Origin of the sequence: Sphingobacterium sp. LZ7M1 (assembly GCF_024296865.1) — a bacterium.
Taxonomy (GTDB): Bacteria; Bacteroidota; Bacteroidia; order Sphingobacteriales; family Sphingobacteriaceae; genus Sphingobacterium.
Genome location: NZ_CP101134.1, coordinates 3,815,407 through 3,841,075 on the forward strand (window position 1 = coordinate 3,815,407; position 25,669 = coordinate 3,841,075).

The 25,669-nt window shown below is 41.2% G+C and carries 22 protein-coding genes and 1 riboswitch; of the genes, 9 read left to right on the plus strand and 13 right to left on the minus strand.

Annotation, left to right across the window (positions count from 1 at the left end; genetic code table 11):
- Positions 1-89 precede the first annotated feature (89 nt).
- The 9 genes from NMK93_RS16425 to NMK93_RS16465 form a co-directional block, all read right to left on the minus strand.
- Complete coding sequence (locus tag NMK93_RS16425; RefSeq protein ID WP_185213307.1) at positions 90-1,322, minus strand: glycoside hydrolase family 88 protein; 1,233 nt, start codon at positions 1,320-1,322, stop codon at positions 90-92.
- Positions 1,323-1,701: 379 nt separating this feature from the next.
- Positions 1,702-2,061, minus strand: a complete 360-nt coding sequence (locus tag NMK93_RS16430) for a CoA-binding protein (RefSeq protein WP_185217651.1) — start codon at positions 2,059-2,061, stop codon at positions 1,702-1,704.
- Positions 2,062-2,080: 19 nt separating this feature from the next.
- Positions 2,081-3,265, minus strand: coding sequence for a serine hydrolase (locus NMK93_RS16435; RefSeq protein ID WP_308214546.1), 1,185 nt, complete (start codon positions 3,263-3,265; stop codon positions 2,081-2,083).
- 304 nt (positions 3,266-3,569) lie between these two features.
- A complete protein-coding gene (locus NMK93_RS16440) occupies positions 3,570-5,228 on the minus strand; it encodes a pyruvate dehydrogenase complex dihydrolipoamide acetyltransferase (RefSeq protein WP_254529629.1) in 1,659 nt (552 codons plus the stop codon).
- Between the two features lie 42 nt (positions 5,229-5,270).
- Positions 5,271-6,266: a pyruvate dehydrogenase (acetyl-transferring) E1 component subunit alpha gene (pdhA, locus tag NMK93_RS16445; protein WP_093100421.1), complete on the minus strand. Its 996-nt coding sequence runs from the start codon at positions 6,264-6,266 to the stop codon at positions 5,271-5,273.
- A gap of 276 nt (positions 6,267-6,542) precedes the next feature.
- Complete coding sequence (gene hisS, locus NMK93_RS16450; protein ID WP_254529631.1) at positions 6,543-7,922, minus strand: histidine--tRNA ligase; 1,380 nt, start codon at positions 7,920-7,922, stop codon at positions 6,543-6,545.
- A 186-nt stretch (positions 7,923-8,108) separates the two neighbouring features.
- A complete protein-coding gene (gene rnc, locus NMK93_RS16455) occupies positions 8,109-8,846 on the minus strand; it encodes a ribonuclease III (RefSeq protein ID WP_185213303.1) in 738 nt (245 codons plus the stop codon).
- A gap of 80 nt (positions 8,847-8,926) precedes the next feature.
- Positions 8,927-10,180, minus strand: coding sequence for a beta-ketoacyl-ACP synthase II (gene fabF / locus NMK93_RS16460; protein WP_185213302.1), 1,254 nt, complete (start codon positions 10,178-10,180; stop codon positions 8,927-8,929).
- 27 nt (positions 10,181-10,207) lie between these two features.
- On the minus strand, positions 10,208-10,444 hold the full coding sequence (locus tag NMK93_RS16465; protein WP_079643602.1) for an acyl carrier protein: 237 nt from the start codon (positions 10,442-10,444) through the stop codon (positions 10,208-10,210).
- Between the two features lie 266 nt (positions 10,445-10,710).
- On the opposite strand from NMK93_RS16465, the gene NMK93_RS16470 reads away from it, so the two are divergent.
- Both NMK93_RS16470 and pyk read left to right on the plus strand, forming a co-directional pair.
- On the plus strand, positions 10,711-11,211 hold the full coding sequence (locus tag NMK93_RS16470; protein WP_185217648.1) for an IPExxxVDY family protein: 501 nt from the start codon (positions 10,711-10,713) through the stop codon (positions 11,209-11,211).
- A 111-nt stretch (positions 11,212-11,322) separates the two neighbouring features.
- Positions 11,323-12,756 carry a pyruvate kinase gene (pyk, locus tag NMK93_RS16475; protein ID WP_185213300.1) on the plus strand — a complete coding sequence of 478 codons (1,434 nt, stop codon included), beginning with the start codon at positions 11,323-11,325 and terminating at the stop codon, positions 12,754-12,756.
- 63 nt (positions 12,757-12,819) lie between these two features.
- Here the strand turns inward: pyk and NMK93_RS16480 are convergent, their stop codons facing one another.
- Positions 12,820-13,206: a hypothetical protein gene (locus NMK93_RS16480; RefSeq protein ID WP_254529633.1), complete on the minus strand. Its 387-nt coding sequence runs from the start codon at positions 13,204-13,206 to the stop codon at positions 12,820-12,822.
- A 126-nt stretch (positions 13,207-13,332) separates the two neighbouring features.
- Between NMK93_RS16480 and NMK93_RS16485 the strand changes: the two genes are divergently transcribed.
- The 3 genes from NMK93_RS16485 to metE all read left to right on the plus strand — a co-directional run bounded on the left by NMK93_RS16485 (position 13,333) and on the right by metE (position 18,667).
- On the plus strand, positions 13,333-15,204 hold the full coding sequence (locus NMK93_RS16485) for a sensor histidine kinase KdpD (RefSeq protein ID WP_185213298.1): 1,872 nt from the start codon (positions 13,333-13,335) through the stop codon (positions 15,202-15,204).
- Between the two features lie 18 nt (positions 15,205-15,222).
- Positions 15,223-15,912, plus strand: coding sequence for a response regulator transcription factor (locus tag NMK93_RS16490; protein ID WP_254529634.1), 690 nt, complete (start codon positions 15,223-15,225; stop codon positions 15,910-15,912).
- A 271-nt stretch (positions 15,913-16,183) separates the two neighbouring features.
- Positions 16,184-16,282: riboswitch (SAM riboswitch) on the plus strand.
- Between the two features lie 75 nt (positions 16,283-16,357).
- Positions 16,358-18,667: a 5-methyltetrahydropteroyltriglutamate--homocysteine S-methyltransferase gene (metE, locus tag NMK93_RS16495; RefSeq protein ID WP_254529636.1), complete on the plus strand. Its 2,310-nt coding sequence runs from the start codon at positions 16,358-16,360 to the stop codon at positions 18,665-18,667.
- A gap of 65 nt (positions 18,668-18,732) precedes the next feature.
- Here the strand turns inward: metE and NMK93_RS16500 are convergent, their stop codons facing one another.
- Entirely contained in the window at positions 18,733-20,124 is a 1,392-nt protein-coding gene (locus tag NMK93_RS16500) for an APC family permease (RefSeq protein ID WP_254529638.1), read from the minus strand.
- Positions 20,125-20,254: 130 nt separating this feature from the next.
- The gene (locus NMK93_RS19765; protein ID WP_302328342.1) at positions 20,255-20,386 is read right to left on the minus strand and encodes a hypothetical protein; all 132 of its coding nucleotides are present in this window, start codon (positions 20,384-20,386) and stop codon (positions 20,255-20,257) included.
- A 587-nt stretch (positions 20,387-20,973) separates the two neighbouring features.
- On the opposite strand from NMK93_RS19765, the gene NMK93_RS16505 reads away from it, so the two are divergent.
- The 4 genes from NMK93_RS16505 (at position 20,974) to NMK93_RS16520 (ending at position 25,199) form a co-directional block, all read left to right on the plus strand.
- Complete coding sequence (locus NMK93_RS16505; protein ID WP_093100438.1) at positions 20,974-21,156, plus strand: hypothetical protein; 183 nt, start codon at positions 20,974-20,976, stop codon at positions 21,154-21,156.
- 65 nt (positions 21,157-21,221) lie between these two features.
- Positions 21,222-21,746 carry a DUF4833 domain-containing protein gene (locus tag NMK93_RS16510; RefSeq protein ID WP_185217645.1) on the plus strand — a complete coding sequence of 175 codons (525 nt, stop codon included), beginning with the start codon at positions 21,222-21,224 and terminating at the stop codon, positions 21,744-21,746.
- 118 nt (positions 21,747-21,864) lie between these two features.
- On the plus strand, positions 21,865-23,028 hold the full coding sequence (locus NMK93_RS16515) for an alpha-hydroxy acid oxidase (protein WP_254529640.1): 1,164 nt from the start codon (positions 21,865-21,867) through the stop codon (positions 23,026-23,028).
- A gap of 146 nt (positions 23,029-23,174) precedes the next feature.
- Positions 23,175-25,199 carry an alpha-galactosidase gene (locus tag NMK93_RS16520; RefSeq protein ID WP_254529642.1) on the plus strand — a complete coding sequence of 675 codons (2,025 nt, stop codon included), beginning with the start codon at positions 23,175-23,177 and terminating at the stop codon, positions 25,197-25,199.
- A 32-nt stretch (positions 25,200-25,231) separates the two neighbouring features.
- Here NMK93_RS16520 and NMK93_RS16525 read toward each other — a convergent pair whose 3' ends face one another.
- Positions 25,232-25,666, minus strand: coding sequence for a hypothetical protein (locus tag NMK93_RS16525; protein WP_254529644.1), 435 nt, complete (start codon positions 25,664-25,666; stop codon positions 25,232-25,234).
- Between the last annotated feature and the right edge of the window lie 3 nt (positions 25,667-25,669).

Sequence of the window (25,669 nt, forward strand, 5' to 3'; positions counted from 1 at the left end):
AAACAATTTTATAACTATCAAACAGTTAGTCAATTATTTTTAAAAAAAATAGCCCCGGTTTTTTTCCGGGGCTCCAAATATTCTGCTTTTTATATTTTTATGGCAGGGCCTCCATCCAAAAGTCGCTGATACCGAACCAAGGCTTCTACATAATAATAGTCCGCATAGGTCAAGGGTACATCAACCTCTGAATCCAATGGCAATGCCCCTACGCTATGTTCCAATAAGTAGCCTCCATTCGTGCCCTTCTTCGCAAAATATGCGCTAGAAGACAAACTTTTAAGCATGCCTTCTGCCTTGCGCAGATACGTTGTCGATTCTTTGCCCTTGGTATATTGGGAGAGCTCGATCAATGCCGATGCCGTGATCGCTGCAGCTGAGGCATCCCTCAGGCTTCTCCTGGAATAGGTTTTATTGTCCGCAGGAATCTTATCCTTATCAAAATCCCAATACGGAACCAGGTCTTCCGGAAGGTTAGGGCTCTTCAATATATAATCCGCAATCTTTTTCGCCTGATCTAAATAGGCCTTATCCTTGGTTTCCCTGTACATCATCGTATAGCCATACAGACCCCAAGCCTGTCCCCTCGCCCATGCGGACTCATCAGCCGCGCCCTGTGCGGTTTGCTTGGCAAGCACAGATCCTGTCTGAGGATCATAATCGATCACATGGTAAGAACTGTTATCCTTACGGAAATGGTTCTTGATGGTTGTGTTTGCATGGGTGATCGCTATATCGGAATATTTTTTGTTGCCGGTGGTCTTTGCCATCTGCATCAGGAACTCTAGGTTCATCATATTGTCAATGATCACGGGGAATTTCCAAACATTATGGTCCCAGGAACGGATGGTCTTGGTCGTCGGGTTAAAGCGGCTGCTCAATGATTCGGCTCCATTCTTCAGGATCGGCTGGTATTTGCTACTGTCACCTGTCAATCTCAATGCATTTCCAAAACTACAGAAAAGCATAAAGCCTAAATCGTGGGTCCCTTTATTGAACTGTTCTTTTTCGAGATCCTTTAACTTATCAAGGCCTGCCTGTTTGAGTTTAGGATCCGAGGTAGCTTCTCCAAGGTAAAGTAAGGTGCCGGGGTAAAATCCAGAACACCACCAACCAGAATTGGAGAATTCTTGCTTGCCAGCTTCAAAAGTTTTTGGAAATTTATGCTCAGGAACAACGGAAACTAAATTTTGGTATTGTTCAGCGGAAGCCTTAAGCTGATCATCAATAAATTTGGAACTCAGTTTCAGGTCATGCTCCTGCCCGACTGAAACCTGCAATGAAATCAAGCAAACGGCTAAGGTTGAAAATAGGCCTTTCATATCTACGGTTTTTTATAAATTGTAATTCTTTAGGAATAACAAAATACTCATATAAAAACAAAAAATAACAATTATTTACTACAACGTTTTCATATTGGGTCAAATCGAACTAAATTCAAGGAACTTTCCCATGGTTTCCATGCCTATACTTATTTAAGATTTCAGTATCCATCAAGCACCCTCGACTAGATTTGGACCTTGTTCGGGACACATTCGGAATTTTCGCAAAATGAGTGAAGCCAAATCGATCGTATATTCGGAGCAAACTGCAAGATTTCCCGAACATGCCTCGAATGAGACCCGACCATGACCTGGAAAAATCCAATAAAAAAGGACAATGAAAAATCATTGTCCTCTTAATAAATCTTTAAGTTCTGGATTAGTATTGTCCTGTATTCAGCATCACTAAAGTACAAGCTTCTACGACTTCAATCCCATTGGCTCTAGCTTTGTCAGCTAGCTCTGCATTTTCTGCACCTGGATTGAAAATAATACGCTTCGGCTTGGTCTTCAAGATATAATCATAGTATTGAGGCTGATTTTGCGGACCTACATATAAGGTCATCGTATCTATGTCAGTATGAATGTCCTCTGCAGGTTCGATCTCTACGCCAGCAACTTTCCCAGTTTTACGTCCAACATTCACGATTGGATGTCCTTTTCTAGCCAATTTATTGGCAACCAAATACGAATATCTTGCCGGGTTGGTACTCGCACCTAAAATCAAGGTCTTTTTCATATATTGTTGTTAGGTTTTCTTAATTTACTAATTCTCCACTTGAGTTATATGCATTTTGTCTCAAAATAGGCATTTCTAAGATTTTATACAAATCATCGAGGTGATTCAAACTGCCATTTGCCATATTTGTTAACAAAACAATGGTCACATCGTTTTTCAGGTCGCGCACATAAAGGCTCTTGAAGCCATGCCACCAACCCGTATGATAGACGATAGGATTTTCGGGCGGACTAAAGGTACGCCAACCGTAACCATAACTGAATAGGCTGCGTTTTGCATCGCTTCTAGGCAAATACATCGAATCAAGAGTGGTCTTGTTCACCAAACGGCCTTCATTGATTGCCCTGTCCAATAGGTACATATCCTGGACGGTACTGTAAATACCCTTGTCACCGACCGGACCATCTAAATAATTTCGCACTACCGAACGACGCCATACCTTATCATGTCCCATTACATTGGAAGGAGTTTTCTCGTACACGGCAGTAGAATATACCGCTGTATGCTTCATCCCTGCAGGATCGAAGATATTTTCCTTCATATAAACTGCAAAGTCTTTCCCCGTTACTTTTTCAATAATCGATGCAAGGACCATGAAGTTTGAGTTATTGTAATGGAACCTGCCATCTGGTGCTCCGTAGCGGTTAGGGTGTTTTTCGATCAATAAGCTCATAGCATCCTGATTGGACATCGGTTTCTTGCGGTCTGGCCATGCTTCCTCCGAAAAGTAAACATAGTTTGGCAATCCCGAACGATGAGATAGCAGTTGGGCAATGGTAATCCCAGGATATGGGAAGTCAGGATAGAAATCGTTGACGGTATTTTCCATCTTCAGCTTTCCTTCCTGCACCAGCTTCATCACGCCTAATGCCGTGATAGGCTTGGACGCAGAAGCCAGCTCGAACTGCGAATTGATGTTCAGGCTATCTTTCAAAAGGTAATCTGCCCAACCAAAGGAATTCTGGTAAAGAATCTTTCCTTTTTTGGCTACCAATACATTCCCGTTAAATGCGGATTTCTTGTGTAGGTTTTGCATGAAAGCATCAATCTGCTTATCTGCTTTTGTGGAATCATAAATCAGTGCTACACTATCTTTTTTGGCCTGATCTATTTTTATCTCTTTTTGTTTTGCTTCTGGCGAAGAACAGGAGAACATCGCAAATGTCCCCAACCCCAATACGAATAATAAATTTTTTATTGACACGCTCCTAATCTGATTCTTTTAATGCTTATAATCTCTAATGATTATCAAGACAAATTACTATATATTGTGACAATTTACAATAAAAATTAGCTTTCTTTTGATAAAACTATAGTTACATTAAAGTATTGCCCCATTATCGATATTAATTCCTGATAATTAGTAAACGGTTCAATTTTTCACTTATTGCAATTCGGCAAAAAATAAGGAAAGACATTTTAGGAGTTATGTTCTTTATGATGGAGGGCAGTATAAACACAAAAGCCAGCAAGATCTGCTGGCTTTTGTGTTTTTATGGATGCTTCGATTACGCTAATAAACGGATCGGAGCTTCGATAAGTCCTTTTAGAGTTTGAAGGAATTGAGCACCGGTAGCACCATCGACTACGCGGTGGTCACAACCTAATGTCAACTTCATGATGTTTCCAGGGACAACAGCTCCGTTTTTCACAACCGGAACCTGTTGGATAGCACCTACCGAAAGGATAGCGCCATCAGGTGAGTTGATGATCGATGTGAATTCATCGATACCAAACATACCTAAGTTAGAAACAGTGAAAGTTGATCCTTCCCAATCTGAAGGCTGTAGTTTTTTAGCTTTTGCTTTTTGTGCAAAGTCTTTCACTTCAGCAGAGATATGGGATAGTGATTTACCGTCAGCAAAACGAACCACTGGAACCAATAGACCATCTTCAACAGCCATGGCTACACCAATGTTTGTATGCTCGTTGTAACGGATCTTATCACCTAACCAAGATGAGTTCACGTTAGGGTGTTGTTTCAAGGCAACGGCTACCGCTTTTACAACGATATCGTTGAATGAAACTTTCACTGGAGCTACCTCATTGATCTGCGCGCGTGCAGCCATTGCATTGTCCATATCTACACTGATAGTCAGGTAGAAGTGTGGAGCAGTGAACAATGACTCAGACAATCTGCGAGCAATCGTTTTACGCATTTGGTTAACAGGTTTCTCAGTGAAACGCTCTTCGCCAACAAATTGAGGTAAGCTGATTGTTTTTGCTTCAGACTCGGCAGCTGGTGCAGCGGAAGCCGAAGCAGCAGGTGCTGCAGAAGGTTTGAAGTTTTCAACGTCTTTTCTTACGATACGTCCGTTTTCTGCAGAACCTTTCACTTGGCTCAAGTCAATACCTTTTTCCTTAGCAATTTTCTTAGCTAAAGGAGAAGCTTTGATTCTTGAATCACTTGATGAAGAGGATGCAGCAACAGGTGCATCAAACTTGCTTTCTTGAACAGCTGGTTTATCTTCTTCTTTCTTAGATTCAGATTTGGTACCTGCTGAAGATTTTTGGTTCAACAAAGGCGTTACATCGGTTCCTGCAGGACCTACGATAGCAATGATATCATTTACTTTCGCAGCTTGTCCAGCTTCTAGACCAACATATAACAAGGTACCATCAGCATAAGCCGTAACTTCCATAGTCGCTTTATCAGTTTCTACGTCCGCAATAGCATCGTCTGATTTAATGGTATCCCCTACTTTGAAGTTCCATTGAGCGATTACCCCTTCAGTCATGGTATCACTCAATAAAGGCATGGTAATAACAGTAACACCTAAGTCTTCTGCCGTTACATTGCTTCCTGAATCAGCTGGAGCAGCTTCTTCAGTTTTATCTTCTTTAGTTTCTTTTTTGGATTCTTCTTTTGGCTCTTCTTTCTTCTCAGCAGCAGCACCATCTCCTTTGATCAGAGATTCGTAATCTTCACCTTCTTCACCTAACACCGCAATTACAGAATCAATTGGAACTGCATCTCCCTCTTTAGGGCCGATATACAACAAAGTACCTTCTTGGTATGATTCGAAGTCCATTGTCGCTTTGTCAGTTTCAACCTCTGCAATAAGGTCTCCTGAGTTTACTTTATCACCAACTTTTTTGTGCCATTTAGCGATTACACCTTCAGTCATGGTGTCGCTCATTTTTGGCATTCTTACTACTTCAGCCATCGTTTAGGAATGTTCTATTTTAGTTAAAGTAATTATCATTAATTAATCCATGACAAAAGGATAGTCCTCTTGTACATAAACGTCTTTGTAGATGTCAGAAGCATCTGGGTATGGAGACTCCTCAGCAAATTTCACTGATTCATCAACGATTTTCTTCACTTTTGCTTCTACTTCATCAAACCAAGCTTGATCAGCATATTTATTCTCAACAATAGCATGCTTTACAGCAATAATTGGATCTCTTTCTTTGTATTCTTCCAACTCTTCCTTGGTACGGTATTTCGCTGGGTCAGACATCGAGTGTCCTTTGTAACGGTAAGTACGGATCTCTAAGAAAGTTGGGCCTTCACCTGCACGAGCACGTTGAACGGCTTCGTCCATAGCGTTGTGAACGGCTACTACATCCATACCATCTACAGGTGCACTTGGCATATCAAATCCAAGACCCATTTTGTAGATATCCTGCATGTTTGTGGTACGTTTTACAGAAGTTCCCATCGCATATCCGTTGTTTTCACAAACGAAAATTACAGGTAATTTCCATAACATCGCCATATTCAAGGTCTCGTTGAAAGCACCTTGACGTACAGCACCGTCACCCATATAACAGATGTTTACATTGTCTGTTCCTAAATATTTCTCTGCAAAAGCAATACCTGCACCTAAAGGAATCTGACCTCCTACGATACCGTGCCCTCCCATGAACTTATGTTCTTTGGAGAAGAAGTGCATCGAGCCGCCTTTACCTTTTGAACAGCCTGTAACTTTACCAAACAATTCCGCCATACAAGCATCTGCAGACACTCCCTTTGCCAAGGCATGGGCGTGGTCACGATATGCTGTAATCAAAGAATCTTCTGGTTTGATCACTGACATGGTACCCGCTACTACAGCTTCTTGACCAATGTATAGGTGACAAAATCCACGAATCTTTTGCTGTCCATAAAGCTGTCCAGATTTCTCTTCAAATTTGCGCATGAGCAGCATGGATTCATACCACTCTAGGTAGGTTTCTTTTGTTATAGGTGTTGAACTCATTTCTAAGTATTGAATTTCTTTACTAAACTGACCACAAATTTAATCAATATTAACGAGATTTTTGATAATTTTTAGTTTACATTTCACTGTTTTATACGGATTATGTCAAAATAATACCACAATCCGCAGCTCGCTCAGCAACTCCTCCTCCAATATGGAACAGACTAAAACATTGGCAAGAATGAATATATGGGGTTCATAATGGACTATCCGCCGCTGTAGTTTCTTGCGATAAAATAAAAGGCAAAAAAAAGCGGTCTCTTAGGACCGCTTCTATTATTTCAATTTTTCTATTAACTCCTCTATGGTCAATTTTTCCTGAACACCACTTTCCATGTTCTTCAAGGACAACTGACCTGATCCTGCTTCCTCATCTCCTACCAAAAGGACATAAGGTATTCCCTTGGAATCAGCATAACTCATCTGTTTCTTTAACTTCACTGCTGCTGGATAGAGTTCCACGGCAACACCTGCTTCTCTCAATCTATACAGCAAAGGCAAGGTATAGCCTTCTAATGACTCTTCGAAATTAACGATCAGCAGTTTTGTTCTTTCAGAACCTTCCTGAGGGAATAGATTTAATTCTTCCAAGACATCATAGATACGGTCTGCTCCGAATGAAACCCCTACCCCTGTTAGGTCTTTCAGCCCGAACATCCCAGTAAGGTCATCATAGCGGCCACCGCCTCCGATGCTTCCCATTTGCACCTCATTGGTTTTCACCTCAAAAATACAACCTGTGTAATAGTTCAACCCTCTGGCCAAGGTGATATCCACTTCGACGATCTTTTCAAGAAGATCTGCACGTCCAAATTTATTCAGGTATTCGAAAACTTCCTCAAGTTCAGCGATCCCATTCATTCCTACTTCTGAATTTGAAAGCACGGACTTCATGGATGCTAGCTTATCGGCATTGGAACCTTGCAATTCGATGATCGGTTTAAGGACCGCTAAATCCTCATCCGTGAATCCTCGTTCAAGCAATTCTTTGTTCACCCCATCCAAACCTATCTTGTCTAGTTTGTCAATGGCTACCGTCATATCCACGATCAGCTCAGGTTTTCCTACCACTTCGGCAATTCCTGAAAGGATCTTTCTATTGTTAAGTTTTATGTTGAAATCCTTCAGACCCAGTTTCGCCAAGGCTTCATTATAGATCAGGATAAATTCTGCTTCGTTCAATAAAGAGCTAGAACCTACCACATCCACATCACATTGGTAAAATTCTCTGTAACGACCTCTTTGCGGACGGTCGGCACGCCAAACCGGTTGGATCTGGAATCTTTTGAAAGGAAGTGCAATATCGTTTTGATGCATCACCACATAACGGGCAAACGGTACGGTCAGATCATAGCGCAAAGCTTTTTCAGAGATATGTGAAATCAAGCTGGTCGAGTTCTTTGCTTCCAACAGATCTGCTGGAGCCTTGCTCATGTAGTCACCTGAATTCAAGATCTTGAAAATCAATTTGTCGCCTTCATCACCATACTTACCTGTCAAAGTACTTAAATTCTCGAATGAAGGGGTCTGGATCTCGGAATAACCGTATTTCCTGAAAATAGATTTTAACGTATTGAAAATATGATTACGCTTATCCATTTCAAGGGGCGAAAAATCACGAGTACCCTTTGCTAAAGATGGTTTAATTGATGCCATAGCCGCAAAGATAGACATTAGACATGAAATAATGGATGGGAGATTTGAGATTTGAGTATGGAGATATCATCCTAATCAAAATCTTTGCGATGCTCAAATCATTAAAACAATGGAATCAATAAGTATGATTAAAAACGATGGCTTATCAGATTTGATATCTCAAATCTAACCTCTCATATTTCAATACTACTCTTCGAATATCTTCAAATATTCGCAAGCGCGTTCTGCAGCGATCTTTTCAGCGCTCTTTTTATTGAAGTCACGTCCAAGGCCACATTCCTCGCCATCAACGACAGCTACCACAGAAAACATCTTATTGGACTCACCTTCTGGGTTATCGACCTGCATAAAGCTGATTTCTTTGTTGTTGTGTTGGCACCATTCGATCAAGCGGCTTTTGAAGTTTGTTTCGGTCACTTCCAGTGTTTGAATATCGACATGGGGCTTGATAATGCGAGACAAGAGAAATTCCCTTGTAAAGGTGTAACCTTTGTCGAGATAGACAGCACCTACCAAGGCTTCAAAGGCATCTCCGAGAAGAGATCCTTGCTTGTTTGGATAACTGATCATTCGGGCATCGAATTCAATCATCTCATTAAAACCTAACTTACGGGAAAGTTGGTTCAGGTTTGCCCTGGATACGATCTTTGAGCGCATCTCGGTCAAGAACCCCTCATCCTTGTATGGATAGAGCTTGAAGAGCAATTCAGCTACCACCGATCCTAAAACCGCATCGCCTAGGAATTCCAAACGCTCGTTACTGTTCTTGACGCCATCCTTGATCATGACCGCTACAGACTTATGTCTGAAGGCCATTTGGTACAGGCGTACATTGCCAGGTACGAAACCAAGCAAGTTCTTTAGTTTTCGAACGTAATTTCGATTTGGAGACAGATATAGATTATAGACCTGTGTGATAGGCATGGTAACTATAAATAACAAATAGGTAGTTGAAAAATGCAACTACCTATTTAAATGTTTAGCATGGTGAAAATGAATACATTTTAACCATTATACTTTTTCACAATAATTGTTGCATTATGGCCTCCGAAACCGAAGGTATTACTCAAGGCAGCATTTACAACTCTTTTTTGTGCTGTGTTGAACGTGAAGTTCAGTTTGCTGTCAATTTCAGGATCATCCGTGAAGTGATTGATCGTTGGAGGTACAATATCATTTTTGACTGCCAAGATAGAGGCAATAGCTTCAACCGCACCTGCAGCACCTAGAAGGTGACCTGTCATGGATTTGGTAGAACTGATATTCAGATTATAAGCATGTTCACCGAATAGGTCAACGATAGCTTTGGTTTCACTAACATCTCCCACCGGAGTTGATGTTCCATGGACATTGATGTAATCAATATCGGAGAAATCCATTCCAGCGTCCTTGATTGCCATTGTCATGGCTAATTTAGCTCCCAATCCTTCCGGGTGAGAAGCAGTGATATGGTATGCATCTGCACTCATTCCACCACCTACAACCTCAGCGTAAATTTTCGCTCCACGCGCTAATGCATGCTCTAGGCTTTCCAACACAATTGCTCCGGAACCTTCGCCAGACACAAATCCATCACGATCTTTATCGAATGGACGAGATGCTGTCTTAGGATCGTCATTCCTGGTAGAAAGCGCGTGCATCGCATTGAAACCTCCGATACCAGCTTCATTGATAGTCGCTTCGGAACCACCGGTGATAATAATGTCGGACCTTCCCGAACGGATGTAAGTGAAGGCATCGATCATTGCATTGGTAGCCGAGGCACAAGCAGAAACTGATGAGAAGTTTGGACCTTGCAATCCATGGCGCATAGAAATATGGCCAGGAGCTAAATCGATAAGCATTTTGGGAATAAAGAAAGGATTGAACCTAGGCGTTCCATCCCCTTTGGAATACTGTGCAACTTCCTCAGTGAAAGTTGTTAACCCACCAATTCCAGAGCCCCAAATTACACCAATTCGCGTCCTGTCTAATTTATCGAAATCTAAACCTGCGTCTTTTACTGCTTCATCGGTAGATGCAATAGCATATTGGACAAAGGGATCCATCTTACGGGCTTCTTTACGGTCCATATAGACGTGCGGATCAAAACCTTTGACTTCGCAGGCAAACTGTGTTTTGAATTTTGACGCATCAAAGTGCGTGATAGGAGCGGCTCCACTTACACCGTTTATTAATCCATCCCAGTATTCTGAAACGGAATTACCAATAGGTGTAAGTGCGCCTAATCCTGTTACAACTACTCTCTTAAGCTCCATTTATGATGTTTGGCCTAATAAAATTAGTTAGTTAACGTTTTTTTCTAAGTAAGCGATTGCTTGTCCTACAGTACTGATGTTTTCAGCTTGGTCATCAGGAATTGCAACGTTGAATTCTTTCTCGAATTCCATGATCAACTCAACTGTATCAAGTGAGTCTGCACCTAAATCATTCGTGAAAGAAGCCTCTGGTGTCACTTCATTTTCGTCTACACCTAACTTTTCTACGATAATTGCTTTTACTCTTGATGCGATATCTGACATGATTTTCTAGTTTAATTGTTTAATAAATCTGTGCAAAGAAAAAATAAATATTCCCAAAAATCAAATCTTTTTGACTTTTGAAACTAAATAAAGAACAAAGTCATCTTAAATAAAGTTTTTAACACCTTATTAATTAACCTTAATCCAATAATACTAAAACAAATAAAGTTTTACAAACTTAATGCATATTTAATGATATTTTTACTTAACCTTCAAACTTAAATGCAGTAAAAACGTAATTTTGTAAATCATCAAAACAAATTGACTTGAGCAAAATAACCTTTAAACTCGAAACTGACTTTGACCTGGAACTCGATTTTGTCCTAATTGGGATCAGTTCGGTTTTGAGAGATTATCGACTTTGCCACTTTATCAACAAGCATACCGGACTCCAGCTGGTCTACGGGAAGGAAGATTACACGGACCATAACGGCCACAACAAGGAAAAACCCAAAGACGAACTGGATTACCACATTCTTTTTGAATCCAAGAAAAACAAACCCGTCGTAAAAAATCACTACAACATCTTCAGGTACCATAACCAATCTTTCGAATTTGAATTCTATTTGCTGAGCAACCGCTCGGTCGAAGGTGCCGCGTTAATACCTGAAATTAGTAGCTTTGATTACTTCCTGATGATCAAACATTTTATCGACGAGGAGGATTTAGATGCTCTTTTAGAAAACATTAAGTCTATTCCGGAAGTTCTTTTAGTAAAAGAAATAGACCCAACAATATTGAAATCTAAAGAAAATCTGATATTTTAGCGGATTATTAAGATAGTGTATCTTATACACATAAACCTAATCATCTGCTTTAAGGGGAGAATAAAGCAGGAAATGACTTAATAGAGAATATAAATTTAAAATTTAATTTAAATGGATAAACTAAAAAAGCGGACCAAAATTGTTGCCACACTAGGTCCGGCTTCTTCAAAAAAAGATGTTTTAACCCGTATGATTGCAAAAGGGGTAGACGTATGTCGCCTTAACTTCTCACACGGTTCTCAGGAAGATCACTTAAAGGTAATCAACACAATCAACGAAATCAACCAAGAACACCCTTTCAACGTAGGTATTTTAGCCGATCTTCAAGGTCCTAAAATCCGTATCGGAAAAATGAAAGAAGGTGGTGCTATCCTTGTCAATGGAAGCACGGTAGAAATGACTACGCACGAACTTATCGGTGACGAAAAGAAAATCTACATCACTTATGACAACTTCCCTAACGACGTAAAAGAAGAAGAAATCATCCTATTGGATGACGGTAAACTGCAATTGCGCGTTCTTTCAACAAACCACTTGGACACAGTAACTTGTGAGGTTGTTCACGGGGGAATCCTGACTTCTAGAAAAGGTGTAAACCTTCCTAATACAAAAGTTTCTATCCCTTCATTAACAGAAGAGGATCTAGACAACTTGAACTTCGCGCTTGACCACGGTGCTGACTGGATTGCCATGTCTTTCGTGCGTTCAGCTGAAGACATCAAACAATGTAAGGAAATCATCAAGAAAAAAGGTTCACATGCTAAGGTGATCGCTAAGATCGAAAAACCTGAGGCTATTGACAATATCGACAGCATTATCGAAGCTACGGATGCGATCATGGTTGCTCGTGGTGACCTAGGTGTTGAACTTCCAATGGAAGAAGTACCGGGACTTCAAAAAATCATTGCTCAAAAATGTCGTAACCTTTCAAAACCGGTTATCATTGCAACACAGATGTTGGAAAGTATGATCACTACCCCTCGCCCAACACGTGCGGAGGTGAATGACGTTGCTAACTCTGTAATCGATGGTGCTGATGCTGTGATGTTGAGTGGTGAAACTTCAGTTGGTGAATTCCCAGAGATCGTAATCGAGACTATGGCGAAAGTGATCACCCATGTTGAAGCGACTTCATATCCGTACTACAGCGAAAAAGAGCAGTTAGGTACTGTTCCTGTAACGCGTATTCCAGATGCAATATGTAGCTCGTCGATCTTCTTGGCAGAGAAAACCCATGCTTCAGCAATTGCTGTCATGACTTCTTCTGGCTATACTGCCATGGAAATCTCCAGCTACCGTCCTGATGCTGACATCTATGTCTTCACAGGTAACAAATCCTTGTTGCGTACGCTTAGCTTATGCTGGGGTGTGAAGGCATTCATTTACGAAAAATATGAATCTACTGATGGTACTATCCAAGATGTAAACTACTTATTGAGAGAACGTCACTTGGTAGAACCTGGCCAGATCGTAATCAACACTTCTTCTACCCCTCTTCATGAGAAAGGCAGAACGAACACCATCCGTGTTTCTGAAGTAAAATAATTACAAAACGATACAAAAAAAGAGTCTCAATGAGGCTCTTTTTTTGTATCGTCTATTTTCAAGCTATCTCTTGATTATTGGCGACTTGACGGTCGCTGAATCCTGTTTGACAATCATGGAATGCTCGTCCAGCTTCTTTGTCCCCGGCATTTTCACCGACCCCTCACCTGACAGTTTTTTCTCCAAGATTACGGTATCATCATGATCCTTCAGCACATCATGTGGAGTAACCATAAAGCCCTGTCTATTACCCTTATAGGCATTTGGAATCTCTACCGATTTATTCATGGAATCCAACAAGGGGATCTTGAACTGCTTTAAACTATCCTTGGGATTAAGGTCAACCTTAAAATCTAATGGTTTCTTTTTTTGAATATTTTGATTATTTTGAGCAGAAGAAGGAATTGCCCAAATCAGGAATAAGAAGGAAATCAAGATGAAATTTTTCATAATCAGTATCTTAAGTCATTATTCTATAACAAAAGAAATCCTATTCTGCTAAAAAAGCTAAAAACTTGCTGTTAAATTGTGTTAAATGAGAAAATTAGCTGTTTTCCCTTATTACTTTTGTAACAAATGAAAAAAAGAAGTATTGCATTGATTATTTGGCTTATGTCCATCGCGCTGATCGGCGTAATGGCAATGCAGTATTATTTTGTGCGGGAATCCTTCATCAAGGAGTCCAAACTTTTTGATGAGGAAGTCAAGGCATCCCTTTCTGCCGTGGCCAATAAGATCGAGCGTCAGGAAATCTATGATTTCGCAAGGGAACAAGAACGACTTAACCAAGAGAAGTTCAGGATTGACCAGGAACGCATCCAAAAGAACGAAAAGATCCTTGCCTTGCAGGTGCAATACCAGGACAGCATCAAAACCTTGCAGAGAAGGGCTTTTGCCCATACCACCAGGTTCAACTTTCTGGAAAGAGAACTGAACCAACAGTTCCCGGCGGTACCCATCAGCAATGATTTCTATGAAACGTACCTAAAGAGAAAAGAATACAAGCACCTAGTGCGAATCACCTTGGAACAGGGCCTAACCTCCGACAATACCATTGGAGAGTTCACCAATGTGGAGGCCATCAAGGTCGTTCCTAGGATTGCGCAGAAGGACGATAGTACCCGATACCTGATCCCCGTATTCAACCCACCTTCCACCGAAGCGATTGCTTACCAGATCAGGACCCTACCCCCTCGTTATGATTCCAAGACCCTGTCAAAGATCGAGGAACTCGAGATTAAGCTCAATAACCTGAGAGGACAGCGATTATCAGAGGCCGCAACACTATATGACACCATTGCCATGTTAGGAGGCAAGAAAAGCTCTGTAATCGCCGATGTAGCCATGGGTATGGAATTATCCAAAAGACCTTTGGCCGAACGTATCAACGGGAAGAAAACCGTCAATCTATTGATCCACGAACTCCGTGAAAGAGGAATAAAATCCTCCTTCGTCATGGAGATCAAGGATTTCAATAAGATGCCCGTTTTCCAAGGAGTCTATCAATTCAACAATGAGCAACTCAAGGAAGTCAATAATCCTTTGATCTATACCGCTAGACTATTCCAAGGAGACCGTGGCAATGCTCCTGGCGAGCTCAGCATACATTTCCCTAACAAGGGCGGAATTATTGCCGAGACCATGGGCTATTGGCTATTTCCGACCATCCTAGCCTTATTGGCGCTGTTGATCGGATGTTTTGCCTATACGTTGAGCATCATCTTCAAGCAGAAGAAGATGTCGGAGATGAAAACCGACTTCATCAACAACATGACCCACGAGTTCAAGACACCGGTAGCCACCATCATGATCGCTAGTGAATCCTTACGTGACCCTGAGATTTCCGCCGATGGCAAGCGTGTCAACAAATTGGCAAACATTATCTACGATGAGAATGTCCGTTTAGGCTCGCATATCGAACGCGTCCTGAACATTGCCCGTCTGGAGAAAGAAAACCTAAAGATCGAGCGCACCAATGTGCACATCAACTCCTTGGCCAACGCAGTCTTGGAGAGCATGCGACTACAGATGGACAAGGCAGAAGGCACCTTGAATATTGACATTTCAGCAGGCAATGATTTAGTGGTTGGCGATGAACTTCACCTTTCCAATGTGATGTTCAACCTGGTCGACAATGCAATTAAATACTCTCAAGAAAAACCAGAAATCACTTTTAAGACTTTTAATAGAGGGAACAGTATCGTAATATCCGTTGCAGACAAGGGAATGGGAATGACCAAGGACCAACAGGAAAAGATATTTGACCAGTTCTATCGCATACCTACGGGAAATATCCACAACGTGAAAGGCTTCGGTCTAGGGCTAAGCTATGTTAACGATATCATCAAAAGACTGAACGGAAAAATCTCCGTAAAAAGCGAAAAAGATAAAGGCACACAATTTGAAGTAACTCTTCCTTTAAAGGACGCATCCAAGGAAGTAGCATAACATAAGAAAGAGAAAAGTATGAATCAAAAGATATTATTAGCAGAAGATGATCCTAATTTGGGCGAATTACTGAAGGATTATCTTGAATTAAAAGGAAAATTTGACGTTGTGCTCTGTACAGATGGTCAAGAAGGAATGGATGCCTTCCGAAAGGAAGAATTCGACCTTTGCATCCTGGATGTCATGATGCCCAAAAAAGATGGCTTCTCCCTTGGAAAGGATATCCGCAAGATCAATCAGACGGTCCCTATCATCTATGCTACTGCAAAAGGCATGATGGAGGACAAAACCCAGGCCTTCGAACTAGGTGGTGACGACTATATCACCAAGCCTTTCCGTGTTGAAGAACTTTTATTGAGAATAAATGCGCTATTAAAGAGAGCTTCCAAGGACAAAGAAGAAGAAATATCAGACAAGTTTGAGATCGGCGATTATTTCTTCGATTACACCAGTCAGATTATCTCCTACAAAGGTCAACAACAGAAACTGTCTACCAAGGAGGCCGAGTTGCTTCGTTTGCTTTGCTTAAAGAAAAACGATGTCCTGACCCGCGAAGAAGCCCTGATCAAAATATGGCATGACGACAATTACTTTACCGGCCGAAGCATGGACGTATTCCTAAGTAAACTGAGGAAATACCTCAAAGAAGATCCAAACGTGGAAATCGTCAATGTGCATGGTAAAGGATATAAATTGTTGGTTAGCTAAGGATGGATGTGAGATATGAGATGTGAGATGTGAGTGTCCATCCCTAAATAGGGTTGACCGTTTTTATACATATCCAAAATCAAAATATATAAAGGGGCAAAAGTATTTTTGCCCCTTTTTTGATAGAATTATATCCAGCTACTTTTAAACCACGATTTCTCTCATACTCAATGAACTAAAATATAGAAAACCCTCGCTTTCTCATATCCCAAATCTCACATCTAAAATCTTTTTCCTTGGAAAATAAAAATCTTATCCATAACTTAGCCGACGCTTATAGAGAAAGGCAGAGGGACTAGACCCGATGAAGCCTTAGCAACCTGTCTCTTGACAAGGTGCTACATTCTACCCCGATTGGGAAAGATAAGCTGGTTACAGGAATCCTAGGTAGCCTTCTCTTAGCAAAAAGACTTATTGGAATTTATTTAATTTAGTAGAGAACTATATGCTATTAACAAACAATTTAGGCTACCCACGTGTGGGTGCTTTCCGTGAACTGAAGAAAGCTAACGAAGCTTACTGGGCAAAGAAAATCAGCGCGGAAGAATTATTGCAGGCTGGACTTAAAATCCGTGAAAGCAATTGGAAGACTCAAAAAGATGCAGGTATCGAATTGATCCCATCGAATGATTTCTCATTCTATGACCAAGTCCTAGACTTATCTTTAACTGTTGGAGCTATTCCCGCTCGTTACAACTCCCTTTTGAACAAAATCGATCGCCAATATAACCTAGACTTATATTTTGCGATGGCTCGTGGTTTCCAAGAAGGTGGCGTTGATGTAACTGCCATGGAAATGACCAAGTGGTTTGATACAAACTACCACTATATCGTTCCTGAATTCGTGAAAGATCAAGAATTCAAACTGACTTCAGAAAAATTCCTAAGTGAATACAATGAAGCAAAACAATCAGGTATCGAAACTAAACCTGTCCTGATTGGCCCTATCACTTACCTATTGTTAGGTAAAGAAAAAGAAGCTGATTTTAACCGTATCGATCTAATCGACAGATTACTTCCAGTATACGAAGAGATCTTGGCTAAACTTGCTGATGCTGGCGCTAAATACGTGCAGATCGATGAGCCTTTCTTGGCTTTAGATATCGATGATGCTACCAAAGCTCTTTACGGAAAAGTATTCGAAAAGTTAGCTGCAGCTGCCAAAGGCATCAAATTAATCGTTGCTACATACTTCGAGGCATTAGGAAACAACGAAGACATTGCTGTTAACCTTCCTGTGCATGCGTTACACCTAGACTTAGTTCGTGGTGAAAACCAACTTGACACGATATTATCCAAAGTTCCTGCTTCCCTAACCCTTTCATTAGGTGTTGTTGAAGGCCGTAACATTTGGAAAAACGACTACGAAAACTCATTGAAAAAAATCAAACAAGCTGTTGATGCTTTAGGAAAAGACCGTGTTTGGATCGCTCCTTCTTCATCTTTATTGCATGTTCCTTTTGATTTGGACAATGAGAACAATGAAGAGTCCCTACCTGCTGAGGTTAAAAACTGGTTAGCATTCGCTAAACAAAAATTAGCTGAGGTAAAAGACCTTGCAGTATTGGCTGAAGGTGAAGTTGATGCTGAAACACAAAAACGTTTCGAAGCAAACAAAGAAGCTGCTGAGAGCCGCCGTACTTCTCCATTAATCCACAGACCAGAGGTTAAAAACCGCGTCAGCAACATCACTGATGAAGATGCTAAGCGTACTTCTACTTTCAACGCTCGTAAAGAAGCGCAACAAGCGAAGTTCAATCTTCCAGGATTCGCAACCACTACAATCGGTTCATTCCCACAAACTAAGGATGTTCGTAAATGGAGAGCTGACTTGAAAAAAGGTGCCATCTCTCAAGAAGAATACGATAAAGAAATCGCTGCTGAAACAGAAAGAACAATCCGTTTACAGGAAGATTTAGATATCGATGTATTGGTACACGGTGAATTCGAACGTAATGACATGGTGGAATACTTCGGTGAGCAATTAGCTGGATATGCATTCACACAAAACGGGTGGGTTCAATCTTACGGTTCTCGTTGTGTTAAACCTCCAATTATTTTTGGTGATGTTTACCGTCCTGAAGACATGACTGTTCGTTGGTCTGCTTATGCGCAGTCTTTGACCAACCGTCCTGTAAAAGGAATGTTGACTGGTCCTGTAACCATCTTACAATGGTCATTCGTACGTAACGACCAACCTCGTTCTACAACTACATACCAAATCGCTTTGGCAATCTTGGACGAAGTTCAGGCATTGGAAAAAGCAGGTATCAAGATCATCCAAATTGATGAGCCAGCTATCCGTGAAGGACTTCCTCTACGCAAAGCTGATCAGCAGGAATACTTAGACTGGGCTGTACGTGCATTCCGCGTTTCTTCATCCAATGTTGATGACGATACACAAATCCACACGCACATGTGCTATTCTGAGTTCAACGATATTATCCAAGATATCGCTGCCATGGATGCTGACGTAATCACCATCGAGACTTCTCGTTCTCAAATGGAACTGTTAGATGCTTTCGCAGACTTCAAATATCCTAACGATATTGGTCCAGGTGTATATGATATCCACTCTCCACGTGTTCCTAGCACAGAAGAGATGGTTAACTTATTACGCAAAGCAAAAGCAGTAGTTCCTGCAGAGCAATTATGGGTAAACCCTGACTGTGGTCTGAAGACTCGTGCTTGGCCAGAAACTAAAGCTGCCTTAGAATCTATGGTAGAAGCTGCCAAAATCCTAAGAGCTGAATAAGAAACATTAGTAATTTAAAATAAGATAAAGGCCGAGCAATTTTTGTTCGGCCTTTTACTTATCATTTATTTTAATACAGGTTTCTTTCGATTGGCAAAATAATAGATCGGCACTCCCATCAGGATCAATATAAACCCAGGCCAGGTGTACTGTGGTTTATACAAGATCAAAAGCACACAGAAAGCTGTTCCGATCAAGAGATAGACCAATGGAGGGATAGGATATAAGAATGTTTTATAGGGTCTTTCCAGATCAGGTCTCTTCCAGCGCTGATACATCATCGCCAGGACCGTGATCATATAGAAAATCACGATCACAAAGGACACCATGTCCAATAGGTTCCCATACTGCCCGCTCAAACACAATAGCGAAGCCCAGATTCCCTGAAACCAGAGTGACTTTTCCGGAACATCATTCTTGTTGTTTGGAATGGCCTGCTTCAGGAAAAGGCCATCCTTGGCCATGCTCTGAAAAACCCTTGCTCCTGAAAGCACAATTCCATTCACGCAGCCAAAGGTTGAGATCATCACCAATATGGCCATGATAATGGTCCCTGCGCTTCCCAATAACTTTTCAGCAGCAGCTATCGCAACTCGATCATTCGCGGCAAAGGCAATTTCTTCTCGATTTAAAGTGGCTAAATAAACATAATTGGCAAACAGGTAGAGGATCATCACCAAGCTGGTTCCGATCACCATGGCTATCACCACAGTCTTCTTCGCATTCTTGATCTCCCCCGCCACGAAGGTTACATTTTCCCAGGCCACACTACTGAAAACCGAACCTACCATGGCCGCAGCAATTCCACCAAGCAACACATTACCTGAAATCTCTTTCCAGCTTGAATGGTCAAGATTCTGCGAAGCAGACCAACCGAAGCTCATGTTCCCTGAAAACTGATTGCTCTCGATCAATAGAAGCCCGCCAACGATCAGGGCCAATAAGGCAATGACCTTGGAAGAGGTGAAGACGGATTGGACAATCTTGCCACTCCGCACCCCCTTACTGTTGATAAAAGTTAACAACAGTATGATTCCAATGGCAAGGATCTGCATCCAGGTGATCATAAAGGTGCCATTCTGGTAAATGGGAGCTGCATCATTCAGCTGTGGAAAGAGGTAGCCGGCAAATTTGCCAAAAGCAACCGCAACAGCGGCAATGGTTCCTGTCTGGATCACGGCAAATAAGCTCCATCCATACAGAAAGCCAGTCATTTTCCCAAAGACTTCAGTCAGGTAGGTATATTGTCCACCAGCTTTAGGGTACATCGAAGAAAGTTCACCATAACAGATTGCGGCAGCAATGGTCGCAACCGCAGTAATCAGCCATATATCAATCAGCCAATAGCCCGACCCTAACTGTCGCATCATATCCGATGAAACAATAAAGATCCCACTTCCAATCATAGAACCCATGACAATCATAATGGAGTCCCATAAATTGAGTTTTTTATTCATAATTGGTTATTATATTCACCAAACGTACAAATAATTATTATGTTAATAATTTTCTTATTTCATAAAATTGTTGTTACCACATTTATTAGCGTAAATGAGACATCTCACACAGTATCAGCGTATCATGCCGTTACCCGAAGAAGAAAGGTTCTCGGAACATAGCATAGCTTTCCTGTAAATAAACCGGTATTGGCGTACAGTTCGTCAATCTTCGATTGACGATGACAGAGCCTTTTGCTGGAGTACCGAACAGATTCTTCACGAATTGTTCAGAATCAGAAGTTTTCTGAGAGGGATTCAGAGTGAAACGAAGAATCTATTACTGTTTTTTTTAATGGATTGTTATCATTGCGAAATCGTAAGATGAGCAATCTATTTTCTTTCCACAGAAAGATTCATTGAAAAATATTTCACCCACGCTGTGGGTTCTCTTTGTAGACAAACATTATCCTTCCGAAGGAAGCCCTTTAGCCACCGGCTCATTTCCAATGGCGGAAAAATGGAAAGAATGCCGTTGCCCTGTGCGATGGGATTGCTAAAATAAATCTGCCCTTCTAGGGCAGTATAGCTCAAAAATAATCCTTTACCCCTGTCAACCTGAGGCACGAAGGTTCTCGGAACCAGACAAATAATCTTGGCGAACGGTTCCTGCACCTTCGGTCCAGGATGACACGCATGGGTATAAGAAAACCATACAGATTCCTCACTATACGTTCAGAATCAAAATGCGCTATAGAAGGCTTCAAAAGTAACGAAGAGAATCATTTCACCTTTATGGCAATTCCCACTGTAGACCTCCATATCAAACATTATCATTTTGAAATTGTTTAATAAACTAAACACAGAACTATGAATAGATATATTGGATTTTTGGCACTTGCACTGACAACATCATTGTTCAGCAGCTGTTCGTTAATTGAAGGAATTTTTAAAGCAGGGATGTGGTGGGGAATCATCTTAGTGATTGGCGCCGTTGTCCTCGTAATATGGTTGATTTCCAAGCTGTTTGGGGGACGCGGGGGAACAAATTAAACTTTAACTAAAATTTCATTATCACTTAATGCGAATATCAGTAACTTCCCATCAAAATAAATAAGATGAATAGATTCATTTTGAGCTTACTGATATTCGTTACTACTCACTATGCACAAGCCCAAGAAGGCTACCCTACTCCAACCAACAAAGAAAACCTGCTCTTCTATATCCAACACAATCGAGGTAAGAACACCTTTATCTACGACCTGAATAAGAATGGATCAAATAAAGTGGACGAAGATGAACCAATCCGGGTCTATCGCCAAATATTTGATAAGTCCGGAGAAATAAGACCCCTTACCGGTATTCAGAAAAACTTTGCCTATGGCATCGAAGCCAAGCCTATTGACGCCCATACCTACGAAGCAACCATTGTATCGCTTCCCAGTCAGAAATTTTACCTGACCGTTCCAACAAAAGGCAAAGCCTACGTTGTGACTACCGTCAATGGGCTAAAAATAAAAGTAAACAGGATTTTCATTAGACAAAAAGATGGCACATCTGGCTTAACAACCAAGGTCGATTACATTCTTTTTTACGGAACTTCCAAAAACAAAGAGGTCGTAGAGAAACTCCTGATCGACTAAAAGTCCCATTTTTAAAATATTTTAAATAGCTATTTCTGGTTCCCACCGCATAGCACAGGATGGATATTTCAATTTTTTAACCGTAATTTCGTGGGCACCACCTAAATCTTAAATAAAAATGAGTGTAAAAATCAAGTATCCCTATAACCCAGGGTATCCTTCTGTAGCTGACTTGAAGAAAAGAGCGAAATGGCGCATTCCAAAATTTGCATTTGATTACCTGGAAGGCGGATGTAATGAAGAGCTCAATTTGGCCAGAAATGAGAATGATTTTGATGATATTCTTTTAAAGCCGCAATACCTCCATGTTTCCGGAGATATCGATATGTCCGTTGAACTCTTCGGAAAAACCTATTCCGCACCTTTTGGGATTTCCCCCATCGGTTTGCAGGGTCTGATGTGGCCTAATGCACCTGAAATATTGGCTAAGGCAGCAGCAAAGAACAATGTTCCCTATATCCTGAGTACGGTATCGACCTCAAGCATTGAAAGAATTGCCGAAGTTTCCAATGGCGAAGCCTGGTTCCAGCTCTATCACCCTACCGAAGATCGCCTTCGTGACGATATATTAAATAGGCTTAAAGCCGTGGAATGTCCAGTGCTGGTGGTATTGGTCGATGTACCATCCTTTGGCCTTCGCTATCGCGAAATCAAGAGCGGACTGTCCATGCCTCCCAAAATGAATATCAGCAATATATTCCAGGCCATGATCTGTCCTGAATGGGGAATCAAGACCCTACAGCACGGCATCCCAAATTTTGCAACCCTACAACCCTATATGGAAAAAGGTCTTGACCTATCCCAACTGGGGCAATTCATGAACAAGACCTTTACAGGTAAAGTAAACATCCAAAAGGTAAAGGCCATCCGTGATCTATGGCCAGGTCCACTGCTGTTGAAGGGCATCACAACCCAAGAAGATATGGAAGCTGCAATTTCCATCGGAGTCGATGGCGTAATTGTTTCCAATCATGGCGGTAGACAGATTGATGCCGGTGAATCTTCTATCCATTCCTTGATCCGCTTGACACAAAATACCAGCTATGGCAGCAAGGTTACGATCATGTTGGATGGAGGTATCCGATCAGGTGTAGACCTTGGACGCGCCTATGCAGTGGGATCTGACTTCAATTTTATGGGAAGACCATTCATGTATGGAGTGGGTGCCTTAGGCGATGAAGGTGGAGACCATACCATTAACATGTTTAAAGCGCAACTTTATCAAGTCATGCAACAATTAAGTATTGAAAATATAAAACAGTTCCCTTCAAGATTATTGTAACTCGATAATTTCTTGTAAAAAATAGGCTATAAACTCTTTTATAGCCTATTTTTTTGTACCCAGCCCCATTTGTTCCCGTTTTTTTGATGTACATTGGACAACTTTATGAAGCAACCTATTCATGAAAACCGTACAACCTAATCAAGATGTTATTTAAATTTTCGAACCTATTCTGGCTAATATGCCTTCTTTGCTTGCCATTCCAAACCCTTCAAGCTCAAATTGAAGTCAAACTCAACAACAATCAAGAATTTCGATACGACCTCAAAAAAGGTAGTTTTTCCTTGTTAGAAAACAAGAAACTGGTATTTGAAAATGCCATATCCAGCTACCAATTAAAAAGCGGCGCTGTTCAAGATGTTTCCTCATCAAATCCCAGGGCCTTAAAACAAAAGTTTAAAGACAATGCAGGCTCAGGAATCTGCTATTCCATTGAGCATCTCTCCAAAAATGGAACAAAAGCCATCCAAAACTTCTATTTCTATGAGGGAAGTCCTTTTTTCGTTATGGAGCTCGTCTTGAAAGGCAGGAACATCAGCTCAAATGCATTATCGCCTTTCCAACTAAAAGGACAATCCCTTCTATCTGGAAAAAACTTGAGTTCTGTCTTTGTCCCTTTCGACAACGATACATTTATCGAATACAAGCAGCAAGATTTTGCATCCGAACCGTATGAAAGCTCTGAGTTAGGGATTCTATATGACAATAATGACCAATCCGGATTCCTGACCGCATCTTTGGACCAATCAACCTGGAAAACGGGGATCTTGGCGAAGCAAGATCAACAGCAAACAGACCTTGAAGTCAAAAATGGCTTTGTCAAGGCAAGTGTTACCCGCGATTCCATGGAGCACGGTTATCTTTCCGGGAATGAAATCCGTTCCTCCAAAATCCTGATCTCTTATTCCAAAAATTGGCAAGACGGTCTGGATGAATTTGCAAAATTCCAAAGAAAACTTTTTCCTCCCAACATCAAGGCATGGACAGCAGGCACTCCAATAGGTTGGAACAGCTGGGGCGTGATCCAAACCAAGCTTTCCTGGGAAAATGCGACCGCAACGGTGGATTATTTCAAGGACAGACTCCCAAAATTCAGAAATGAAAACGGAAATGCCTATATCGACCTAGATTCTTTCTGGGACAATATGGTACCGGGAGGAATGACAGGTGATTACAGTAAATTAAAGGAATTTGCCGATTACTGTAAAGCTTCAGGATTGGAACCTGGGGTGTATTGGGCTCCATTTACTGATTGGGGGCATGGTTCTGGACCTGATCGAAAAGCCGAGGGATCGGACTATACCTTCGGAGAGATGTGGACCAAGACCAGTGCCGGATTCCATGACCTTGACGGTGGCAGGGCATTGGACCCTACCCATCCCGGCACGCAGGCCAGAATGAAATACATCCTCGGGAAACTAAAGGAATGTGGGTTCAAGATGATCAAAATAGACTTCCTTTCCCATGCTGCTATAGAATCAAGTAAATTCTACAATCCAAATGTCAAAACCGGAATGCAAGCCTATGCGATTGGGATGACTTACCTGAATGAGCTGTTAGATAATCAAATGCTGATCTATGCAGCCATATCCCCTTCCCTTGCCACTTATAGGTATGCCCACATGCGTAGGATAGCTTGCGATGCTTGGAAAACGATCGATCAAACAGCCTATACCCTAAACGCCATAACCTTTGGCTTCTGGCAGACCTACCTCTATGATTATATCGATGCTGACCACTTGGTGTTTACAGGCGAATCCCATGATGTCAATATAGCAAGGTTCCTTTCAGGAGTTGTCGCTGGACCATTGATCTTAGGTGATGATTTCTCCCAGGTCGAAGAGTGGCATAACAGCATGGAACCCATTCTTCAGAACCCAGAAATCCTGAACATCATAAAAAATGGAAAAAGCTTTAGACCTCTTCCAATCATGCAGGATAATAGAACCAGCAATGTCTATTTGAAACGCGAAGGAAACAAAGCTTATTTGATTGCAATCAACTTCAAGGAAGCTCATGCCCATTTTGAAATTGACCTGAAAAGTTTAGGTCTGACTGGAAACTACAAGATGCAGGACCTGATCAATACCCAGGAAAGTAAGGTTGCTTCAAAGCTGGAAATAGAATTTGAAAGCATTGGAGGCAGGATCTTTAAACTGGAAAAGGAATAATTGATGGAATCAACAAGCAGTGATTCTCGTTGTTATTCCCTTTGCCTATCCATATATCTTTTAATCAACGAAAGCAGATCGGAATAGCCTTTTTCAGACTTAATCATTCCTTTATCTTCATAAGTAGTAATTAAATCTCTTGTAGTTCCTTCCTGCATATAGATCTGCAAGGTAATTCTACAATCAGTTTCATTGACGGAATTCAATAGCACATTAATGGCTAGTTTATAATCACTTCTAAAGAGGTTATTGGTCCTCGAGAGAAATCCTAATTGTATAAAACCCTCTGCACGGTCTAACTTCTTGATGAAATAATCATTCTCAAGCGCAAATTGCTTGAGATGATCAAAGGTCTGGTCTTGGGTAAAACCAACTATATCTATTGATTTATTTATTTCTTGTCCATTAACCTGGAAGGATAGGAAAAAAAATAACGCTAAAATAAGGCTGTGCTGGATCGCTTTCATAAT